Source organism: Streptomyces lacrimifluminis (assembly GCF_014646095.1).
GTDB lineage: Bacteria > Actinomycetota > Actinomycetes > Streptomycetales > Streptomycetaceae > Streptomyces > Streptomyces lacrimifluminis.
Genome location: NZ_BMMU01000006.1, coordinates 19623 through 39808, shown reverse-complemented (window position 1 = coordinate 39808; position 20186 = coordinate 19623). Strand labels below are relative to the sequence as shown.

Sequence of the window (20186 nt, the reverse complement as noted above, 5' to 3'; positions counted from 1 at the left end):
GTCAGTCCACTATGACCATCTCGCGGGTCGTGTCGTTGAGGCGACGGCCGCCGTCCTCGGTCACCGTGACGATGTCCTCGATGCGTACGCCGAAGCGTCCGGGCAGGTAGACACCGGGTTCTACGGAGAAGCACATGCCGGGGACGAGGGGCTGTTCCTCGCCCTCGATCATGTACGGCGGCTCGTGGGTGGTGACGCCGATGCCGTGACCTGTGCGGTGGATGAAGTACTCGCCGTACCCGGCCTCGGTGATGACCGCGCGGGCCGCACGGTCGACGTCCTGGCACGCGGCGCCGGGCCGCACGGCCCGGAAGCCCGCCTCCTGGGCCTCGCGCACGACGTCGTGGACCCGGCGCTGTTCGGCGTCCGGTTCGCCGACGTGGACCGTGCGGGAGGTGTCGGAGCCGTACCCGTGCAGGAGGCCGCCGAAGTCGAGGACGACCATGTCTCCGTGCTCGATGACGCGGTCGCCGGCCTCGTGGTGCGGATTGGCGCCGTTGGGGCCGGAGGCGACGATCGTGAAGTCGACCTGGGAGTGTCCGAACCGCCGCAGCAGATCGGCGAGATCGCCCGCGACGTCACTCTCCCGGCGTCCGCCGAAGGGAAACTTCCGGATCTCCTCGTACGTTGCGTCGGCAGCCGCGCCCGCGGCTGCCAGGCGTGTTAGTTCCGCCGCGTCCTTCACCGCGCGCAGCATCGGCAGTCGCTCGGTGAGCGAGACGTACGAGCTGCGGGGCAGCGCCTGCTGGAGTGCCAGCAGATGCAGTGCCCAGGCGTTGTCGCTGACCCCGAAGCGGCCCGCGGGGTCGAGGAGGTCGGCAGTGGCCGCGTAGGGGTCCTTGCCGTCGGTCCAGTCGCGCAGGGCCAGGGCGGGCGCGCCCGCCGCGTGTGCCGCGTCCGGGGCCTCCAGGGCGGGCACCACGAGAACCGGGTCCTGTCCGGCGGCCAGCACCAGCAGGGTGAGGCGTTCGGTGACCGCGGTGGGCGCGTAGCCGGTGAGCCAGACCAGGTCGGGTCCCGGTGCCACCAGGAGTCCGGCGAGCCCCGCGTCCTCGGCCGCGCGGGCGGCGCGCCGCATCCGGGCCCGGTAGTCGTCGGCGGTGAAGGGCGCGGGTGTGCTGCCGGTCATCCGGGCCTCCGTGGAAGAGCGAGGGGCTTACGGGCAGCATCCTGCCCGGATGCACGGGGCGGCGCGAGCCCATTGACGGCCCCCACCACCCGCGTCACCTCCCCCACCCCCTTCGCTTAACGGCCAGGAGTTGAGCAACCATTAGATCTAATGCTTAGATCTGCCAGAACCATTAAGAGAGGTGGAGGCCCATGCTCGTACTCGCCCACATCAGCGATCTGCACCTCGACGGAACCGCGCGGTCGACGGCGCGCGCCGAACAGATACGCGACCGGCTGTGGGAGCTGCCGGAGCATGTGGACGCCCTGCTGGTGACCGGGGACATCGCGGACCACGGCACGGAGGCCGAGTACGAGGAGGCAGCGCGGATCCTCGGGCTGCGCACCGGCGACGCGCCCTTTCCGGTGCTCACCTGCCCGGGCGACCACGACAGCCGCGCGCCCTACCGCAAGGCGCTGCTCGGACTGCCCGCCACCGACGGGCCGGTCAACAGCGCGCACGTCTTCGACGACGCCGCCGTCCTGATGTGCGACTCCAGCGTGCCGGGCAGCGACGAAGGCGCCCTCGACGACGAGACCTACGACTGGATCGACGAGACGCTCGACGAACTGGACGACGGCATGCCGGCGCTGCTCGCCCTCCACCATCCGCCCTGCACCATCCCCTGCCCGACGCCTACCGGCTGGAGGAACCCGGCCGGCTGGCCGCCCTGATGGAGCGCCGGCCGCGGATCGCCGGGCTCGTCACCGGACACGCGCACACGCCGGCGGCCACGGCCTTCGCCGGCCGGCCGCTGCTCGCCGGCCCGGGCGTGACGTGGACCCTCCGGCTGCCCTGGGAGAGCGAGGACGCCGCGGACCGGGACGCTCCGGTCGGCTTCGCCTTTCATGTACTGGACGACACCGGGCGGCTGACCAGCCGTTTCAGGGTGGTCGCATGACGGAGGCGATCAGGTGACGACACCCGGGATCGCCACCAGCCGCTGGTAGCCGCCGCTGCGGTGCAGGACCGTGAGGGTGATCTCCGTACCGGGGCGGGCGCGGGCGACCACCCGGGCGAGATCGGAGGCCGAGTCGATCCGGTTCCCGTCGAACGCGAGGAGTACGTCGCCCCGCACGAGGCCCGCGCTGTAGCCCGGGCCCGGCACATGGACGCCGACGAGCAGCGCTCCCGCCTTCTCGGCGTCCACGGCCTCGACACCGAGAGTCGCGGTCACGGCCGAGGACGAGGAGGCCGGGCTCGCGCTGCCCGAGGGCGACCGGGAAGGAGCCGCCCCGGACGCGGATCCGGACTCGGACCGGGACGCGGCCCCGGCGCCGGAGCCGGACTCGGCGGGCGCTCCACCCCGTGCGCCCGGCGCCTCCCCCGACCGCCCCTTCTGGCCGCTCTCCCCCGCCTGCCGCTGCAGGTCCGCGAGCTTGCTCATACCGATCACCGTGACGCCGAGCGTGCCGAGCCCGACCCCCGCGAGAACCAGGACGGCCCCGACGAACAGGCCGAACAGAAGGGTCGTCAGCCGTCGGCCGCGCCGTCGCGCCGCATGCGGGCGCCGGACCGGTCGGGATGTGACGCCGCCGGCCGGTTCCTGACCGGGCATCGGCTTGGGACGCAGCGCAGTCTGTTCCATGGTTCGCCTCCGCCAGATGCTCTACCCGGCACACCGGCGCACCACGAGCCACGAACGAGTGAGACTGACGCGGGGTCGGACATGGGCAGCCATAGGTGTCCGTCCTGATGCGGAAACTGGTGACAGAGCGCGATATTCGCGTTGTCAGTGGGGGCTGTTACGTTCTGCGGCATGACCGATCACGCCCTGCGGCTGCTGCGACAGAGCCGGGCCGAGGCCGGACTGGCCGCGTTCCCCTTCGACTTCGACCTCGGCCGCGCCGATCACGGAGAGAAGGTCCGCCTCGCCTCGGGCGGACCGCTGACGCCGGTGGCCGGCGACGGCGCGGGAGGTACGTACTTCGTGTGTGGCGACGGATCCGTGCTGTACGCCGATTCGGAGGGTTCGGCCGGGCTCATCGGTTCCAGTGCCGACGAGGCGCTGGAGATGGTGATCGGTCTGCCCGGCTGGCACGACTACCTGGATCTGTCGCCCGCCGACGGTACGGAGAAGATCCTCGCGCGGGTCGCGGAGACGGAGGAGGAGATCCGCGCGGACTACGACATCGACGCCGAACGCGCGGAACTGCGCCGCGCCCTGGGGCTGCCCGAGCGCTCCCCGCACGAGCTGATCGGCATGCTGCACACGGCGCTGCTGCGCACCGAGCCCGACTTCCTGCTGCTCAACGCGGAGGAGGGCCGGGCGTACGAACGGCTCGACCGGCATCCGCGCCCGCCTTTGTGGGAGCCGGTGCTCGCCCCCGGCCGGGCCGACCTGGCCACGTTGCGGGCGGGCGAGGGCCCGTCGGCGTGGGATGCGGTGGCCCGGGATCCGCTGCGCCGCCGACTCGCCCTGCGGGCGGCGCAGTTCGACCGCGCGGACGGCGATCTGGGCCTGCTGCGGCACCTGGTGAGATACGAGGCCAGCTCTTCGATGACGGACGAACTGCGCCTCGGAACCGTCCTGGTGGGCCTGCGCGGCCTGGCCGAGGACCTGCCGCTGCTGCACGAGGTCCGGGACACGGACTTCGACACGGCGTGCGGCCTGAGCGAGTTGCCCGGGCCGGGGGCCACGGGTGCCGAACTGCGGCAGTGGGCGCTGGATCTGGACGCCTCGATGTTCGGCACGGATCCGTCGGACGAGCCCGCGTTCACCTGGACGGAGCTGGCCCGCGCACAGGGCATGACGGAACGTGCCCGGGTCGCGCTGATCCGCCTGCTGGACGAGATCGAGTGGGGGCAGAGTCTGCTCCGGGTGCCCGCAGGTGCATCGGAGCCGCTGGACACTTCGATGTTGCGGATGCTCAGCCGGGAGTTCCAGGAACTGGGCGATCTGTTCCAGGCGTTGCGCGCCCAGCGTCTGTCCGCCGACCTCCAGGACACGGCCTGGAACCGGGTGTCGGCCCGTCTGACACAGGCCCGCCTCGAACGCGAGCTGGGCCTGCTGCCGCGGGCAACGGCCACGTTGGCGACCCTGCGTGCCACGCTGACGGACCCCCGGGACACGTCCCTGCGGCTCTGGCACGGGGTGAACCTCGGCCGGTTCATCGCCGAGGAGCACTACACCCTGACCCGCGCCCTGGCCGACGCGGACCTCCCGGAGGAGGCCCGCGCCCTGCTGGCCTCCTCCGACGCGATACTCGGCGAGCTCTCGGCGAACGCCGCCACGGGCGTACGGGAACTCGCCGAGGAGACGGCGGAGCGGGTCCGCGACCTGGGCTGACGGACAACGGCGGGGCCGGCCCCGCGCCGTGGCCGACAGGCACGCGCGGGACGCGGACCGGTCCCCGGCCGGCCGCTCTCCGGTGGGCAGGGAGCCCTCAGCCGATCGGGAGCACCGAACTGCGGTCCGGCAGGAAGCCGTGGGACCGGCTGGCCAGGTGGTCGGACTTGTAGCGGGGGACCTCCCGGTGCCAGTTCAGGATGCCGGACAGCCAGTTCCGCAGTTCGGCGACGTAGCCGTCCATGGTCGCGCGCGCCTCCTCCGTGAGCTTGAAGTCCTCGTACAGGACCGGGAATTCATGGGCGGCGACATGCTCGAACTGCTGCATGCGCTGGGTCATCAGGTCGTGGATGATGCCGAGCGCGGTCGGGTAGTCGCAGCCGAAGAAGTTCTGGACGACGAGGATGCCGTTGTGGATCTCACCCTCGTACTCGATCTCCTTCTGGTAGGAGAACACGTCGTTGATCAGGCACGCGTAGTCGACGGCCGCGTTCTCCAGCGACCGGACGGGGCCGCTGCGGTAGACCTCCGGAGGGACCGCCCGGCCGTGACCGATCCGGCACAGACTCATGGTGAGGTCGGCGCCGAAAGTGGCGCGGCGCATCTCCAGGTAGTCGATCGGGTCGGGGACACGGTTCTGGATCTGGTTGAGCAGTTCCCACACCCAGCTCTCGGTCATCACGTCCACCGCCGCACGGAACGTGCGCCGCTGGTCGGGGTTCATCCCGACCGTGGTGCGCTGCCACAGGTCGATCAGCCCGCGTTCCATGCCGTTGACCGGAACCGGGAACCCCTCGCTCTCGATGGGCATGCACGCGGAGAGGCGCTCGGTGCACAGACGGGCCGCGGCCAGGTCGCGGCGGTGGCCGAAGACAAGGGGGTAGTAGTCGTCGCCGTAGGTGCCCCAGGCCAGCCAGGCGGAGCTGAGGTCGAGGGCGTCGGCCGTCGCGTCCGGGTGGATGCCGGCCGCGCAGAGCGGCAGGTCGGCCGCGGCGAGTTTGTCCTCGTCCCAGACGCCCTCCTGGAGGATGCCCATGCTGTGCGACCAGTCGACGAGGCGGGACCGGGCGGCGTCCAGGTGCGGGCTCAGCGTGAGCCCGAACGGCATGTAGAAGTCCGGCAGCAGGGACGGGCCGACCTTCTGGTACGGCACATGCGTGTAGGCGCGCAGACGTTCGGCGCCGGCCGAGGCCAGGAGCGCGCCGATGTTGGCGGCGGACGTGCCGAAACCGCCGACTCCGAACGGCCGCGACTCCTCCAGGGCTCCTTCGTTCATGTACCGGCTGGAGCGCAGGTGCCACTCGTGACCGCCGGACTGCCAGTCCTGCAGCCCGCGCGTGTACGCGGCCACCGCGGCGACCTGGTCCGGCGTGAGGCCCTTGTCCAGGGCCACCGAGGGCACTTCGGTGAGCGCGGTGTGCTCGAACTGGTGAAGCCGTGAGGTGAGGATGTCGTTGACGGTGTCGGCGGCCTCCTGGGTCGTGCACCCGAAGAAGGTCTCCAGGACGAGCACGCCGTTGCTGAGCTCACCCTCGTCCTCGACCTCCCGCTGGTAGGAGAACAGGTCGTTGCGCAGGTGGACGCCGTCCGAGAAGGTCTCCATCAGCACCCTGAGCGGCCTCGACTCCGCGACGGGCGTGGGCACTTCGGCGGTCGCGTACTCCACGAGCCCCGCCGACCAGGGCGCGCCGCCGACCTTGCGGCGCATCTCGATGTACTCGACGGGGTTGGAGACCCGTCCCTCGTTGATGTTGGACAGTTCCCACATCGACTCGTTCAGCAGATGCTCGGTGGCCACCGCGAACCGCCTGCGCCAGTCCACGGACATCGACGGAACCGTGCGCGCCCACAGGTCGGCGAGGCCCGCCTCCACCGGGTTCTGCGGCTTCGGTACGGGGGCCGAGAGGTCGAGCGGCATGAACAGGGGCAGCCGGTCCAGATAGGCCTTGCCGCCGTCGCGGTCCTGGCTGCGCTTGAAAACCTCCAGGAAGTGGTCGTCGAAGAAGAACACCCACACGTACCAGTCGGTGATGAGCGAGAGGGCGGGCCCGTCGCAGTCGGGGTGCGTGTACGCGCACAACAACCCGTAGTCGTGCGCGTCGAGGTCGGACTGCTCCCAGACGCCTGAGCCCTCCAGCATTCCCATCTCCCGTGCCCAGACGGTCGAATGGGCGCGCGCCTCGTCCAGATGCGGGTTCAGCCGCGCGGGATACGGCATGTAGAAGTGCGGGAGTACGAACGGCTGTGTCATGGGCGGGCCCTACCCCTGCCCCGCACGCGCCATCCACGGGGCGGGACATGATCACACCATCGCGTGAATCAGGATCGATTCCGGGATTCCGGACAGGTGTTGTGAGTTCACTCCCCATGCGAGGACTGCGACGGCTACGACAGCACCTGCGTCGACGACACCTGGATCACCGCACGCGTACCGCTCGTCCGCCAGCGTTGTCCGTCCGCGGCGACGAGCGCCGACTCGGTACGGGCGTCGAGGCCGACGACCACGTCCGACTTCAGGGTGCGCAGGGCGGCCACCGGGCCGGGGAAGTACGCGGTCACGTCCGCGAAGGGCGTGGTGGGCGGCCGAAGACGGTCACCGACCAGTCGGCGGTAGTTCAGGTCGCCCTTCATCAGAGTGACCGTCGCCGAGGCGAAGTCCTCGCGGAGGTCTCCGGGCATCGCCGTGTACGGGAGCGGGGCGCAGGAGAAGGGGTGGGCGCGTACCACGAGGCGGCCGTCGGCCAGCGCGGACCAGAGGCGGCGTCCGTGCTCGGCGGCGGCCCCCGGGGCTTGGATCAGCCGGCGCAGGGCGTCGACCACGTCGGCGGTGGTCGCGTCGGAGACGAAGTACGGGTGCGGTTTCACGTGCAGGACCGCGTGTTCGGCGTATCCCCGGGTCAGCAGGTGGTCCAGGAGCAGCAGGTCGGGAACGAGTTCCCGGCCCGCGTTGTCCGCGACCAGACACACCGGGCCCGCGTCGGGGCCGGCGGACCGGAACAGCGCCCAGAGTGCCTCGCCGTCGTCGGCGACGAGGCCCGCCGCCTCCCCTCCCTCGTCCGCGCCGGAGAGCCGGAAGCCGAGGTCGGCCCGGTTGCCCCACAGCGACCCGTGGAGCAGAGCGCGCGCCTGCTCCTCCTGCGGCCCGCTCACCAGGTCGTCGAGCGCGGCCAGTTCCTCGTCGGTCTCGGGGGCGTCCAGTTCGGCCAGCTTGAAGGGGCGGAAGGGATCGATCCCCCGCCAGGCACCGCCACCTGCGCCGAAGTACCCGACCGCTTCGAGGAGTTGACGGTAGAAGTACCCCTCAGCCCACAGCCACGGCACGTCGAACCAGGACCGGCCCGCGTACTCCCTGGTACCCCACTCCGCCCACTGCTCGCGGTCCTCGGCGTCGGTGGGGAGCGGTTCGACGACGCCCTCGGTGCAGCTCTTGAGGAGTGCGTCGAGCGCGCGGTGCTGCTCCGGGCCGTACGGGAAGGCGTCCCGGACCTTCTGGATGAGCGCGGGATGCCGTTCGGCCAGCACGCTCCAGGGGAACGAGCCCGGCTCGTTGCCGAGGATCACGGGCGGGGACACGGAGTCGGAGGCAGGCATGCGCCTCACCGTACCGTCCGGGAATCAAGCGGCCCGGGACATCCCCGGGCGGAGGCGGGGCAACCCGTCCCCCGCCGGATCAGACGGCCCGCCCCACCCGTCTCACGCCACCGCCCGCATCTCCCGCTCCAGTTGCGCCACCAGGCCCAGATACCGCGCCCGCCTGGGTGTGGGCACCAGCGCCCGGATGGTGAGCCGCCACATGTCCGCCGTCCGGCGGGGCTGGCGCGCCACCGGCTCCACCGCCCGGCTGACCACGCGGCTGCCGACGAAGAAGCTGACGAGGGAGTGCGCCATCGCGTCGACATCGACGTCCGGGTGCACGTCGGACTCCTTGACCGCGCCGAGGAGTTTGCCGGAAGCCATCTCGGACCATTCGCGGAACGGGTGGCGCAACGGCGGCCGGACGGTGACATCACCGGCGGCCAGGCGCAGACCCGCCCTGGCGATCGGACCCTCGACGGCCATCCTCGTGATCCCGAACGTGACGCGGATCAGCGCTTCGAGCGAGGAGTAGCCGCGGCCGTCGATGTCTCTGGCCATCCGGCGGGAGGTCCTGGACTGGATCTCCAGGATGGCGTGGGCCAGATCTTCCTTCGCCGCGAAGTGGAAGTAGAGGGCGCCCTTGGTGACATGGGCGTGCTCGACTATGTCACTCAGGCTGGTCGACTCGTAACCGTGGCGGTCGAACAGGTCGGCCGCGGCCGTGATGATCGTCGCGCGGGTCTGCTCGGCGCGTAACTGCCTCGCCATCGGCGCCACTCCTCCCCACCGTACCGGTGCTCCCGAACTCCCTTGAGAAAAACGGGATATGCCGTTTGTTTATTACTCCCTGTACAAGATAGCCGACCGTTCCGCGGTGCCCACCACACACTCGAAAACCGTGCGTCCCTCCTGCGTTCCCACCACCTTCAGGGCCCCGCCACCCGTGTCCGTCGACTCGATCCAGGTGGGCAGGTCCAGTTCGGCGAACTGGTGGAACGTCGTGTCGAAGGACGCGGGTATCAGGCCTCCGTCGGGGCCCGTCCGGACCAGCGCGGCCTGGCGGGCGGACTCCAGAAGCAGCATGCCCGGTATGTGGTCAAGTGGATGGTCGAAGAAAACGGCATGACCGGTATCTACTCGCAACTGCCAGTGACCTTCGACCTGTTGCGGCACCGCCAGGACGACGTCCGCCGCCGCCCCCCGCCCCACGTCGGCGACGGGCAGTCCCGGCGGAACGGGCAGGGCGGTGACGGTTGCCGCCGTACGGCCGCCGCGCAGCCTGGTGAAGACGGCGCCACTGGTGCAGGTGAAGGCGACGTCGGCGTGCGCGACCAGTTCACCGTCCAGTCGCACATCGGCCTCGTAGCGGGCCGAGACCAGGCGCTTGCCTCGATGACGGAGGTCGGAGAAGGTGATGTCGACAGTGGGTTCGGCCGGCGCCGACCCCACGCGCAGGTGCTCGGGAACCGTGGTGATCCGGAACTCCTGGAGCACGAACCGGTGGTCCAACGGCACCTTGTACTCAGTGTGGTTGAGCAGGGTTCCGGCCTGTCGTACGGTCTCCACGACGAGCAGCGGATCGTATGCGGTCCGGTCCGGCGACACGTGTAAGCAGTGGACCCGCGGCCATTGCGCGGAGACGCTGAACCGGTCGGTCCCGGTGCGGGACCAACCGGTGGGGAAGGTCTCCGCGATCGACGCGCGGTGCACGAGTTGGCGCGGAACGCCGACCGTCATGAGTGGGGTTTCGGCAGACTGCGGCACTGGAAGCAATGTCTCTCCCTCGGTCCCCCCGTATGGCGTGGCAGACGGAAAGGCGCCCGCTTAGGTGAGCGATAGAGTACGAGGCGACCGGTTTGTTTTCAACGAGATCAGTCGGCCCCGCCCTATGATCAGCGGTTCCGGCGCACCTGACGACACTCGGTCACGCACAGCACGGCACCCATTCGACACTGACACGAACACCGGCCAACTGCGCGCCAGGGAGGGGCTCTTATGGCAAAACAGGAACGCGCCATCAGGACGCGCAGAGCGATCCTGGAAGCCGCGGGCGCGGTTTTCGACGAGCACGGCTACACCTCCACCACCATCTCCATGGTGCTGGAACGGGCCGAGGTCACCAAGGGCGCCCTGTATTTCCACTTTCCTTCCAAGGAGTCCCTCGCCCAGGCGGTGCTGGACGAACAGGTGCCGTTCGGCACGGTCCCGGAACAGCCCTGCAAGCTGCAGGAGATCATCGACATGACGTTCGTCGTGGCGCAGCGGCTGCTGACCGACTCCCTGCTGCGAGGCAGCGTGCGGCTGACGGTGGACCAGGCGACGCCCCCCGGGGTCGACCACACCGGACCGTTCCGGCAGTGGGGGGAGCGGCTGACCGTGCTGATGGAACAGGCCGGCGCCCAGGGCGAGTTGCTGCCCACGGTGAAACCGCGGGACACGGTGGAGCTGCTGGTGGGGGGCTTCGCGGGCATCCAGTTGATGTCGCGGGCCCTGACCGACCGGGCGGACCTCGCGCACCGTATCTCGGTCCTGTGGTCCCACATCCTGCCCGGCATCGCGGTACCGGGGCTTCTGCTCGGACTGGACAGCCGGGCCGACCGCGGCGTCCGCATCCTCTCCGCCGTCCCCGTCCCGTGATTCTGCTGACGGGGGCCACCGGCACCGTCGGTCGGCTGGTCGCCGAACGCCTGGCGGGCACCGGCCCGCTGCGCCTGCTCACCCGCGACCCGCACCGCGTCACCCTCGCCGGTCCCGGAATAGAGGTGGTGCGCGGGGACTTCGACGACCCCGCCGGGCTGCGCGCGGCGCTGACCGGCGTACGGTCCGCTCTGCTCGTCACCTCGAACCCGCTGGCGCCGGCCCAGGACGAGAACTTCGTGGCGGCCTCCCGAGCGGCGGGAGTACCTCAGGTGGTGAAGCTGTCGGCCCAGGCGGTGACCGACCCCGGGGCCACCGACCTGATCACACGGTGGCAGCGGTACAACGAGGAGCTCCTGCTCGCCTCCGGCCTGGCGTGGACCTTCCTGCGTCCGCGCGCCTTCATGTCCAACACCCTGGGCTGGGCCCGCTCCGTCCGGGAGGAGGGGGTCGTCCGGGGCCCCGACGGCACCGCGCGGAACGCGAACGTCGACCCGCGGGACATCGCCGACGTGGCGGTACGGGCACTCTCGGACCCGGAGGGACACGCCGGGCGGGCGTACGCGCTGACCGGGCCGGCCGGGGTCACCCCGGTGGAACAGACGGAGATCCTGGGCGAGTTGCTGCAACGCCGTCTGAAGTATGTCCAACTGACGGAGTATCAGGTGTTGCAGGGTCTACTCGCACGCTATCCGGAGCCGGTGGCCCACGCCCTCGCGGAGAGTACCGCGCGGGGGCGGCACGGGTCGAAGGGGCAGGTGGAGCCGGACGTGGCGGAGTTGCTCGGCCGGCCCGCCCGCGGGTACCGGGAGTGGGCGGCGGAGCATCGGGCGGAGTTCGGCGGCCCGGCGGCCGGGTGACGAGCGCGAGGGCTCACATACGACGGCGGGCCGGCCGGCGTCCATCCACGCCGACCGACCCGCCCGTTTCTGTCACGCCGTCAGTTCACTTGCGCCGACGGGTGGTTCGCCCCTGGGGGCGGTGAGCCAGAAGCTCAGAAGGTGAGCTTCCAGCTGTTGATCCTGCCCGTGTCCGAGGCGGCCACGTCCTGGACGCGCAGCTTCCAGGTGCCGTTGGCGGTCTCGCTGGAGGCGTCCACCGTGTACGTGGTGTTCACGTTGTCGGCGGAGTCCGAGGTGCTGGAAGCCTTCAGCGGGTAGGTGGACCCGTCGGGCGCCACCAGGGTGATGACGAGGTCACCGCGGTAGGTGTGGGTGATGTCGACGCCGACCTGGAGGGCCGAGGGGGCGTTGCCGGTCCGGCCGGTGACGGCGATCGAGGACTCGACGGCGGAGCCGTTGTCCGGGACGGAGACGGCGGTGCCGGAGGAGAAGACGGTCCCCGTCGTGCCGCCGCCGGTGCCGCTCACGGCCTGCACGGTCTTCGTGGCGTCGGCCAGGCCCGCGCCGCAGCCGCCGGAGCACGCCCCGGGCAGTGCACGGGAGTTGGTCTTGATCGCCGACTCGATCTGCGCCGGGGTCAGGGAGGAGTTCGCCGACTTCAGCAGCGCGGCCAGGCCGGCGATGTGCGGGGCGGCCATGCTGGTGCCCTGGTAGTAGGCGTACGACTCGGTGGACGGGCCCTGCGTACCGGAGTTCAGCGTGGACAGGATGCCGTTGGCGGTACCGGTGCTGGTCTGGCCGCCCGGGGCCGCGATGTCCACGGTGGAGCCGAAGTTGGAGTACGAGGCCTTCGCACCGGTGCGGCTCAGCGCGGCGACCGAGATGACGTTGCCGCAGCTCGCCGGGGAGTAGTTGGCCGCGTTGGCGTTGCTGTTGCCCGCCGCGACGACGACCGTCGTACCACGGTTGACGGCATTGGTGATCGCGGTCTGCGTGGCCGAGGTGCACGCACCGGAGCCGCCCAGGCTCATGTTGATGACCTTGGCGACGTTGGCGTTGGCCGGAACGCCGGAGACCGTACCGCCCGACGCCCAGGTGATGGCGTCGATGATGTCGGAGTCGTAGCCACCGCACTTGCCGAGGACGCGCAGCGGGGAGATCTTCGCGTTGTAGGCGATGCCCGCGACGCCCTTGCCGTTGTTCGTGGCGGCGGCGATGGTGCCCGCGACGTGGGTGCCGTGCCAGGAGGAGGTGCTGGCGGGGGCGCCGGCCTGGCACTCGTTCGCGGCGGACCAGTCGCCCGGGTCGGCCGGGTTGCTGTCACGGCCGTTGCCGTCCACCGAGACGGCGGTGTCGGCGATGAAGTCGTAGCCCGCGACGATGTTGGCGGCCAGGTCGGAGTGGGCGACGTAGCCGGTGTCGATGACGGCCACGGTCACGCCGGTGCCGGTCGCGGTGTCCCAGGCACCCGGGACGCGCATACCCGCGGTGGTCTCGAAGAGGTCCCACTGCTTGCTGTACTCGGTGTCGTTCGGGTCGGCCTGCGGCTTGTTGAGGCGGTCCGGCACGACGTAGGCGACCTGCGGGTCGGCCTGGTACTCGGCGATGACGTCGGCGACGTCCGCCTTGCTGAGCTGCTCGCCCAGGTCGACGAGGGCGGCACCGGTGCCCAGTCGGCGCTGGAAGTCCAGGCTCTCGCCGGCCTCCTTGCCCTTGGCGACGGCGTCGGCGTCGGCGGCCGGGTTCGACTTGGCCTCGGCGGCACCGGCCTTGTAGCCGACGATGAGTCGCTCGGCCGGGGCGGCGACCGCCTGCGCGGCGGCTTCCGAGGCGGTGGCCGAGGCGGCGGGCTCCTGGGCCACGGCGACCGAGGTGGTGGCCGCGGCCACCAGTGCGGCGGAGACCGCGGCGGCGGATATCAGCTTCCGCCCCGTGACACGGGTGGGTGAAGTACGCAAGGGCTTGCCTTTCGGGGCCGTACTCCGGGCCGCGCGGGCAGCGGGGAGTGGCGGGGAATCGCTTCGTCGTCGAAGCGGCGGGGGGTGCGGTTCGAAAAGCGGCGCGGTGGCCGGCCAAGCGCGAGCGGCCCGTTCCGGGGTGACCTGTGGGGCGGCTGTGGTGGAACAGTAGGCAAAGAGAAGGTCATCCGGATACAGGGGAAACCCTCGATCAGGCCGGATCCCCACCCTTGAACGCCGGAAACCGACCCTGCATCACGATCAACTGACCGGGTTGGGTGAGTTGCGGGGGATTGCCTGCGTCACCCACTGATTGAACGCGGCCCGTCCGCTTCCCGTACTGCCCGAAAGCAGACCTGTTCCCCCTGGTCGAGGAGACGTCCCGGATGACCGCCCACCGCCGCACGCTCTCGGCCGCCGCACTCGCCGGCACCGCCGCCTTCGCGGCACCGCTGTTGCTCACACTGTCCGCGGCGGGTTCCGCTCAGGCGCACGGCGCCCCGACCGGGCCGGTCAGTCGCGCCTACGCCTGCTCCCCCGACGGCGGCCGTCCGGCCGGTACGGCGGCCTGCCGGGCGGCGGTCACCGCGAACGGCGGGGCGCCCTTCACCTTCTGGGACAACCTGCGGGTCGCCGACGTGAACGGCCGGGACCGCGCGGTGATCCCCGACGGCCGACTGTGCAGCGGCGGGCTGTCCGACTACCGGGGCCTCGACCTCGCGCGCTCCGACTGGCCCTCGACCACACTGACGCCGGGCGCGCGGCTGACGATGACGTACCGCTCGACGATCCCGCACACCGGCACGTTCAAGATGTTCCTGACGAAGCCCGGGTACGACCCGTCCGGCCCGCTGAACTGGTCCGACCTGCCGGGTCGGCCGTTCGCCGAGGTCAGGGACCCCGCGATGACGGGTGACGCGTACCGCATCGGGATGACGCTGCCGTCCGATCGGACCGGCCGTCATGTTCTGTACACGATCTGGCAGAACTCCAGCACGCCGGACACGTACTACTCGTGCTCGGACGTGGTGTTCCCAGAGGCGAAGGGCAACACCGACGGCTCCGGTGACACCGGCGACTCCGACAGCTCCGGAGCCTCCACGCCGACCGCCACCGACTCTCCCTCTCCTTCTGCCTCTCCCGCGACGCAGTCCGAGCCTGCCGAGCGCACCGCGTCGGCCGATCCGGCCGAGCGGCCGGCACAGGCCGTGGGAACGGGACGGGCGGCGGAGTCCGCCGACTCCGCCGCCCCTCAGGCCGGTGGCACCGTGGCCGGCGCGCCGGTGGCGTCGGCCACCGACGGCACCGGGGCACGGCACCTGGTCGCGGCCGGCGCCGCGGCGGTACTGCTCGCCGTGGTCGCCGCCCTCGCCCTGCGTCTGCGCCGCCGGTGAACACCGGCAGCCCAGACGCTTATTGATGGTTCGTCAGTTGACGAAGACCGTGGCGTTGCCCTGCGTCACGTCCTTCACCGGGGCGTACTTGGCGGTGAAGTAGCCGCTGCTGAAGCACAGCGACGAGCCGGACGACTTGGTGAACGCCTGGGCGGAGAAGTTGATGCTGTTGTCGGCCTCGCCGGTCGTACCGGTCAGGCTGGGCGCCTGGTAGACGCAGTTGATGCTGCCCAGCAGGGTGCGCAGCACGACGGTCGTCTGGATGGTGGAGCCCGCGGCCGGAGTGACGACGACGGAGCCGTCGGAGCCCACCGCGGTGGTGTACGGCAGGTTGTTGACGGTCACGCTGGTCACGCCGAGCACACCGAGCACATTGCTGGTGCACGTGCCGAAGGTGTGGGCGGTGACCGTCTCGGTGGCGGTGCCGGGCGCCGCGGGGTTGTCGGTGACCGAAGCCGTGAAGGTCGACGCCGCGCAGGAGACACCGCTGGTGCCGGTCGCGCTGGAGTAGAGCGTGGCGGCGGTGCCGGTGGCGAGGGAGGCGCTGAGGACATCGCCCACGGCGACGGCGTCGCCGGCCGCGCTGTTGATGGTGAGGACGCTGTCGGCGGCGGACGCGGGGGTGACCGCGGCGACCGAGAGCCCGGCGACGGCGGCGGCGAGGGCGAGGGCGGAGCGGGTACGAGTACGCATGATTGCGGGTGCCTCTCTCTGGAACTGGGGGTGTTGAGGGGGTGTCGAAGAGGTCGGGACACGCGAAAGTACGCGTGCGGAACGCATGAAGGACGCGGGAAAAAGGCCGTTGCCGGCCCGTAACGCCTTCTCCCTACGTGACGGACCGGCAACGACGACCGGCCGGTGACCGGCGGGAAGGCTTGGAGGGAGGCTTCCTGCCGGACCGGGCGGGACAGGGCGACCCGGCGGTGGCCCAAGGGGGAAACGGCCATGCCGGTGCCTCGGAGGCGGACTGCGGAATGAGCAATGAGTCCGGGAAGAGCGATGACTCGCATCGCTTGCGGATCCGGCGCCACGGATCCGGGGAAACCAGGTCGAGTTCTAGACCTGAGAGACCGTCAACGTCAAGTGATTGGACGGAAGTTGATGCCTTCCGTCGGACTTCACCGTCACCTTCCCCTTGGACTTCTTCGGGTCTCCCCGTCTCGTGCGGCACCCCTGTGAGGGCCCTTCGGACCCCCCGAACGACCCTCGATCACCCCGTGAAGCCACAGGTGGCGCATAATCCGCACCCTTTTTCCACAACTCCCTTGACCCCTCAAAGTAACCACGGGTAACTTCCTCGGCGGCTACTGGGGCGTAACCATGAAAGCCCTTGCAACCGCCGGGAGTTGCGAGGAGACGTACGCCGCAGCCGCTGTCCGCGCCAGGACAACGTGCCACAGAAGCTTGACCAGCATTGACGTAGTTGACTATGTACTGGGAGCAGCCATGGCCTCGTCCTCGGACGCCTCGTCGTCCGCCGGATCCAGCCCCGAGCAGCCAGGAAGCGGTAACGCTTCCGAAGGCGCCGGGGCCGCGGGATCCACCAACGTGTCCGAATTCTTCGAAGGTGCCGAAAAGGGCACCGAGCGCCGCGGGCGGGTCCGTGGACGCCGCGCCGCCGTGATGGCGGTGCCGGCCGCCCTGGTCGCCGCGACGCTCGCGGTCCTCACTGCCGAGGGCGCCCTGGGCGTCCAGTTCGCCATCTCCGGCATGCCGTTCGTCGTCACCGCGACCGAGCTGAAGGGCACCGGCTTCGAGCAGTTCGGCGGGCTCGACCACATGATCGAGGACAGCCCGAACGAGGGCGACACCGGCGGCCAGGTGCTCGTCGTCACCTCCGCGATCAAGACCGCGACGCTCACCAACCTCTGCCAGAGTGTCGACCTCGGCGGGGTCCACCTGCTGATCAAGGCGGGCAGCAGCGGCACTCCGGTGAGCGCGTCCGACCTGACGACCGACTCCACCGAGCTGTCGGGCAACGCGTCCTTCAGCAACATCGAGATCGGCAACGATGCCAGCACGCTCAACAAGGCGGGCGTCAAGGGTCCGGCCGGCGTCTTCAGCCAGCAGGCGGACACCGTCCACATCGCCAACCTGCGGCAGACCAACTACGCCACCACGGCGGCCGTGTTCAAGCTGCCCGGGCTGAAGCTGAGCTTCAGCGAGTCGGGTTGCTGATGTCGGGCATCGAGCACCAGGGGGTGGGGCCCGCTTTCAGAACCTGGCGGGCCCGCCGTCCGTTCCTGGCCGGGGTGCTGCTGACCCTGGGCGGGGCGGAGATCCTGTTCACCGTGAAGGCGTCGCTCAAGGTCGTCCTGCACATCGGTATGCAGGGTCTGGCGGGCTATCTGCTGCCGACACTGATGGTGGTGTGCGGCCTGTTGATCATCTTCAACCCCACGCAGCGGCTGTTCTACTCGATCGTCGGCATCATGCTGACGCTGGGCACCTGGGTCACCTCGAACCTCGGCGGCTTCTTCGTGGGCCTCACGCTGGGAGCCGTGGGCAGCTGTATGGCCTTCGGCTGGCTTCCCGACCAGGAACCGCGTGTCAGCCGCAGGCAGCGGCGCAAGGAGAAGCAGAAGGGCAAGGCCGCCATGGCAGGTCCTGACGCCACGGAGTCCACCGGGCCCACAGCGGCGGACGACGGTCACGAGGGCGGCGAAGGCAGCCTGCGCGGCTCGATGCGCTCCTCCACCGCCGAGTCACCCTCACACCTGACGATGTAGGCACCCCTGCCCGGCAACTCCGCGACCGCCTCGACGAGTTCGGTTCCTCGGCAGACGAGGCCGACCCCGTCGTCGGTGCAGTGTGCGGTGGGCAGGGTGCCGTCGGCGACAGGTCGGTGGACCAGCGGGGAGCGGCCCGCGTCGCTGTCGTGGTGCACGCCGTTGCCGTACGGCAGGAAGCCCAACGCATCGGTGAGCGGCCTGAGTTCAGGGCCGAAGGAGTCGGTGGTGCCACCCCTGAACCAGCAGAGGGAGCCCGCGCTCACCCCGCTGAGCACCACACCCGCCTCCCAGGCGCGCCGCATGATCCGGTCGAGGCCGTGCACCCGCCACACCGCCAGCAGATTCGCCACCGAGCCGCCCCTGACCCAGACGACGTTCCGTTCGAGCACCGTGCCCTCGACGTCGGCCAAGTCGGGCATGGGAAGAGCTGCAGCCGTGTGAGGTCGAAGCCCGCGATCCGGGCGGCCTCGCCCATGCGGGCGGTGACGTGCTCGGCGTCCCCGACGGCCGTACCGACGTACAGGACGCGCGGCCTGCGGCCGTGGGCCCCGGAGAGGTCGACGGCGTGATGTAGAGAGCGTCGAACGCCACCATGGTCCTGCCACCGTGCGGTGTCCGCCCGAGGTCGCGAGGATGGCCGATTCGGAAGCGGCCATGCGGATGATCTTATCGATCGACGACGGACTCCCGACGGTCGGCGACCGTCTCGGCGACAGCGGGCTCGGCCCGGTCGACGACAGGTTCAGCCGGGAAACCACCGCTCACCTGCGAAGATCCCCCACCCGCCGACCCGGTTGGCGACCCGTCGGCCTTCAGTGCCCGCGCCTCGCTCTTGAGGATGCGCATCGAGCGGCCCAGGGCGCGTGCGGTGTCCGGCAGCCTCTTCGAGCCGAGCATGACGATGACCACGATCGCCACCACCAACAGGTGCCACGGTTCGAGTCCGTTCCGGAGCACAACCTCACCGCCCTTTCCTTCGTCACACATAACAGTTGCCACTTTGCGCAACTGTACGACCAGGGTGAGACGTGAGAAGGGCGCCGATGACCACCAGCACGAGCAGGGCAGCCGTACCCCCGCGACACCGGTCGGGCGCGGGCACCCGGCGGCGCAAGCCGGGTCGGCGCGGGCGGCTGGCACTGGCGATCTGTCTCTCCCTCCTCCTGCTCCTCGCGGCCGGCGCCGGCTGGGTCTATCTGAAGCTGGACGGTGACATCAAGACCTTCGACGCGGGCGGCATCTCGGACAACCGCCCCGCCGCGGGCTCGTCCAAGGGCGAGAACGTCCTGGTCATCGGCTCGGACGCGCGCAACGACGGCAACGCCGCGCTCGGTGGCGGCGACGTGAACGACGTCGGCCGCTCCGACACCGCGTTCCTGCTGCACATCTACGCCGACCACAAGAACGCCGTGGCCGTCTCCATACCCCGCGACACCCTGGTCACCATCCCGCCCTGCAGGCTGCCCGACGGCACGTGGACGACCGCCCGGCCGGACACCATGTTCAACAAGGCCTACTCGGTCGGCGAGACCGCCAAGGGCAACCCCGCCTGCACCCAGAACACGGTCGAGAGCATCACGGGTATGCGGGTCGACCACACCGTCGTCGTCGACTTCAAGGCCTTCGCGGCGCTGACCGAGGTGGTGGGCGGGGTGAAGGTGTGTCTCCCCCAGAACCTGTACGAGCGTGATCTCAACCCCAAGCGCACCACGCGCGGCAAGCTGCTCTTCGACAAGGGCGAGCAGCGGGTCTCGGGGCAGAAGGCGCTGGACTACGTCCGGATCCGGCACGGCATCGGCGACGGCTCCGACATCGGTCGCATCAAGCGCCAACAGGCCTTTGTCGCGAGCCTGTTGAAGGAGGTGAAGAGCAACGGCCTGACCCCGACCAAGTTGCTTCCGCTCGCCGAGGCGGCCACCAAGTCCCTGACCGTGGACCCCGGCCTCGGCTCCGCCGACAAGCTGATCTCCTTCGCGATGACACTGAAGGACATCGACCTGCACAACACGAAGTTCGTCACCATCCCCTGGCGGTACGACGGTGCACGCGTCGCGATCGTCGAACCGGACGCCGGTGAACTCTGGGCCGCCCTCAAGGCGGACCGCACCCTGGACGGCAAGGACGCGAGCGGCAGGAAGAAGGCCTCGCCGAGCGCCCGCCCCACGGCCGACCCGACTCCCGTGTCCGGCAAGGGAATCACCGTCACCGTCTACAACGGCACCACCGTCACGGGCCTGGCCGCGAAGGCCGCCGCCGAGCTGACCTCCGACGGTTTCGCGGTCACCGGCACGGCGACCGCGAGCAGCCAGGACCACGCGACGACGGTCATCGAGTACGGCCCCGGGCACAAGTCCGATGCCCAGACGGTGGCCCGTGTCTTCCCTGGCGCGGCCATCCAGCCGGTGACGGCGGCGGGCGTCAACGTGGTCGTCGGCGAGTCGTACAAGGGCCGCTCCGCTGCCTCCCCGCAGCCCACCGCCGTCCCGAAGGAGATCGCCGAGGGAGCCCGCTCGGCGGACGACAACCCCTGCTCGAACCTCACCTACGGCTGACCCGGGCGGCCCCGCGCCGAGAACCGCCACCGCCGGAC

16 protein-coding genes and 2 pseudogenes are annotated in these 20186 nt (G+C 70.4%); 8 read left to right on the top strand and 10 right to left on the bottom strand.

Annotated features, from left to right (window positions below):
- Position 1: 1 nt before the first annotated feature.
- Positions 2-1129, bottom strand: a complete 1128-nt coding sequence (locus IEY89_RS11630) for an aminopeptidase P family protein (protein WP_189147269.1) — start codon at positions 1127-1129, stop codon at positions 2-4.
- A gap of 191 nt (positions 1130-1320) precedes the next feature.
- Here IEY89_RS11630 and IEY89_RS11625 point away from each other — a divergent pair.
- Positions 1321-2069, top strand: a pseudogene (locus tag IEY89_RS11625) (metallophosphoesterase).
- A gap of 9 nt (positions 2070-2078) precedes the next feature.
- Here the strand turns inward: IEY89_RS11625 and IEY89_RS11620 are convergent.
- Entirely contained in the window at positions 2079-2756 is a 678-nt protein-coding gene (locus IEY89_RS11620; protein ID WP_189147268.1) for a PDZ domain-containing protein, read from the bottom strand.
- Positions 2757-2927: 171 nt separating this feature from the next.
- Here IEY89_RS11620 and IEY89_RS11615 point away from each other — a divergent pair, with 171 nt between their 5' ends.
- Positions 2928-4457, top strand: coding sequence for a hypothetical protein (locus IEY89_RS11615; protein WP_189147267.1), 1530 nt, complete (start codon positions 2928-2930; stop codon positions 4455-4457).
- Positions 4458-4554: 97 nt separating this feature from the next.
- Here IEY89_RS11615 and cyc2 read toward each other — a convergent pair whose 3' ends face one another.
- The 4 genes from cyc2 to IEY89_RS11595 form a co-directional block, all read right to left on the bottom strand.
- On the bottom strand, positions 4555-6708 hold the full coding sequence (gene cyc2 / locus IEY89_RS11610) for a germacradienol/geosmin synthase Cyc2 (protein WP_189147266.1): 2154 nt from the start codon (positions 6706-6708) through the stop codon (positions 4555-4557).
- A 134-nt stretch (positions 6709-6842) separates the two neighbouring features.
- Positions 6843-8048 carry a damage-control phosphatase ARMT1 family protein gene (locus tag IEY89_RS11605; RefSeq protein ID WP_189147265.1) on the bottom strand — a complete coding sequence of 402 codons (1206 nt, stop codon included), beginning with the start codon at positions 8046-8048 and terminating at the stop codon, positions 6843-6845.
- 102 nt (positions 8049-8150) lie between these two features.
- The gene (locus IEY89_RS11600) at positions 8151-8801 is read right to left on the bottom strand and encodes a ScbR family autoregulator-binding transcription factor (protein ID WP_189147264.1); all 651 of its coding nucleotides are present in this window, start codon (positions 8799-8801) and stop codon (positions 8151-8153) included.
- 72 nt (positions 8802-8873) lie between these two features.
- Positions 8874-9770 carry a ScbA/BarX family gamma-butyrolactone biosynthesis protein gene (locus IEY89_RS11595; protein WP_189147263.1) on the bottom strand — a complete coding sequence of 299 codons (897 nt, stop codon included), beginning with the start codon at positions 9768-9770 and terminating at the stop codon, positions 8874-8876.
- Between the two features lie 258 nt (positions 9771-10028).
- On the opposite strand from IEY89_RS11595, the gene IEY89_RS11590 reads away from it, so the two are divergent.
- Together IEY89_RS11590 and IEY89_RS11585 are read left to right on the top strand one after the other, a co-directional pair.
- Positions 10029-10670, top strand: a complete 642-nt coding sequence (locus IEY89_RS11590) for a ScbR family autoregulator-binding transcription factor (RefSeq protein ID WP_189147262.1) — start codon at positions 10029-10031, stop codon at positions 10668-10670.
- The gene (locus IEY89_RS11585) at positions 10667-11530 is read left to right on the top strand and encodes an NAD(P)H-binding protein (protein WP_189147261.1); all 864 of its coding nucleotides are present in this window, start codon (positions 10667-10669) and stop codon (positions 11528-11530) included. The genes IEY89_RS11590 and IEY89_RS11585 overlap by 4 nt, the downstream gene beginning before the upstream one ends.
- A gap of 134 nt (positions 11531-11664) precedes the next feature.
- Here the strand turns inward: IEY89_RS11585 and IEY89_RS11580 are convergent, their stop codons facing one another.
- The gene (locus IEY89_RS11580) at positions 11665-13470 is read right to left on the bottom strand and encodes a S8 family peptidase (protein WP_189147260.1); all 1806 of its coding nucleotides are present in this window, start codon (positions 13468-13470) and stop codon (positions 11665-11667) included.
- Between the two features lie 386 nt (positions 13471-13856).
- Between IEY89_RS11580 and IEY89_RS11575 the strand changes: the two genes are divergently transcribed.
- Complete coding sequence (locus IEY89_RS11575) at positions 13857-14864, top strand: lytic polysaccharide monooxygenase auxiliary activity family 9 protein (RefSeq protein ID WP_189147259.1); 1008 nt, start codon at positions 13857-13859, stop codon at positions 14862-14864.
- A 33-nt stretch (positions 14865-14897) separates the two neighbouring features.
- Here IEY89_RS11575 and IEY89_RS11570 read toward each other — a convergent pair whose 3' ends face one another.
- A complete protein-coding gene (locus IEY89_RS11570) occupies positions 14898-15557 on the bottom strand; it encodes a Tat pathway signal sequence domain protein (RefSeq protein ID WP_189147258.1) in 660 nt (219 codons plus the stop codon).
- 753 nt (positions 15558-16310) lie between these two features.
- On the opposite strand from IEY89_RS11570, the gene IEY89_RS11565 reads away from it, so the two are divergent.
- Together IEY89_RS11565 and IEY89_RS11560 are read left to right on the top strand one after the other, a co-directional pair.
- Positions 16311-17042 (top strand): DUF6230 family protein, encoded by a 732-nt coding sequence (locus IEY89_RS11565; protein WP_189147257.1) that lies wholly within the window; start codon positions 16311-16313, stop codon positions 17040-17042.
- Entirely contained in the window at positions 17042-17593 is a 552-nt protein-coding gene (locus IEY89_RS11560) for a DUF6114 domain-containing protein (RefSeq protein WP_229695169.1), read from the top strand. Before IEY89_RS11565 ends, IEY89_RS11560 begins: the two co-directional genes overlap by 1 nt.
- Here IEY89_RS11560 and IEY89_RS11555 read toward each other — a convergent pair.
- Together IEY89_RS11555 and tatA are read right to left on the bottom strand one after the other, a co-directional pair.
- Positions 17515-18252 (bottom strand): annotated as a pseudogene (locus tag IEY89_RS11555) (Type 1 glutamine amidotransferase-like domain-containing protein). The gene IEY89_RS11560 and the pseudogene IEY89_RS11555 overlap by 79 nt on opposite strands.
- A gap of 10 nt (positions 18253-18262) precedes the next feature.
- Positions 18263-18553, bottom strand: a complete 291-nt coding sequence (gene tatA, locus IEY89_RS11550) for a Sec-independent protein translocase subunit TatA (protein WP_189147256.1) — start codon at positions 18551-18553, stop codon at positions 18263-18265.
- An 86-nt stretch (positions 18554-18639) separates the two neighbouring features.
- Between tatA and IEY89_RS11545 the strand changes: the two genes are divergently transcribed.
- A complete protein-coding gene (locus tag IEY89_RS11545; RefSeq protein WP_189147255.1) occupies positions 18640-20148 on the top strand; it encodes an LCP family protein in 1509 nt (502 codons plus the stop codon).
- The last annotated feature ends 38 nt before the right edge of the window (positions 20149-20186 follow it).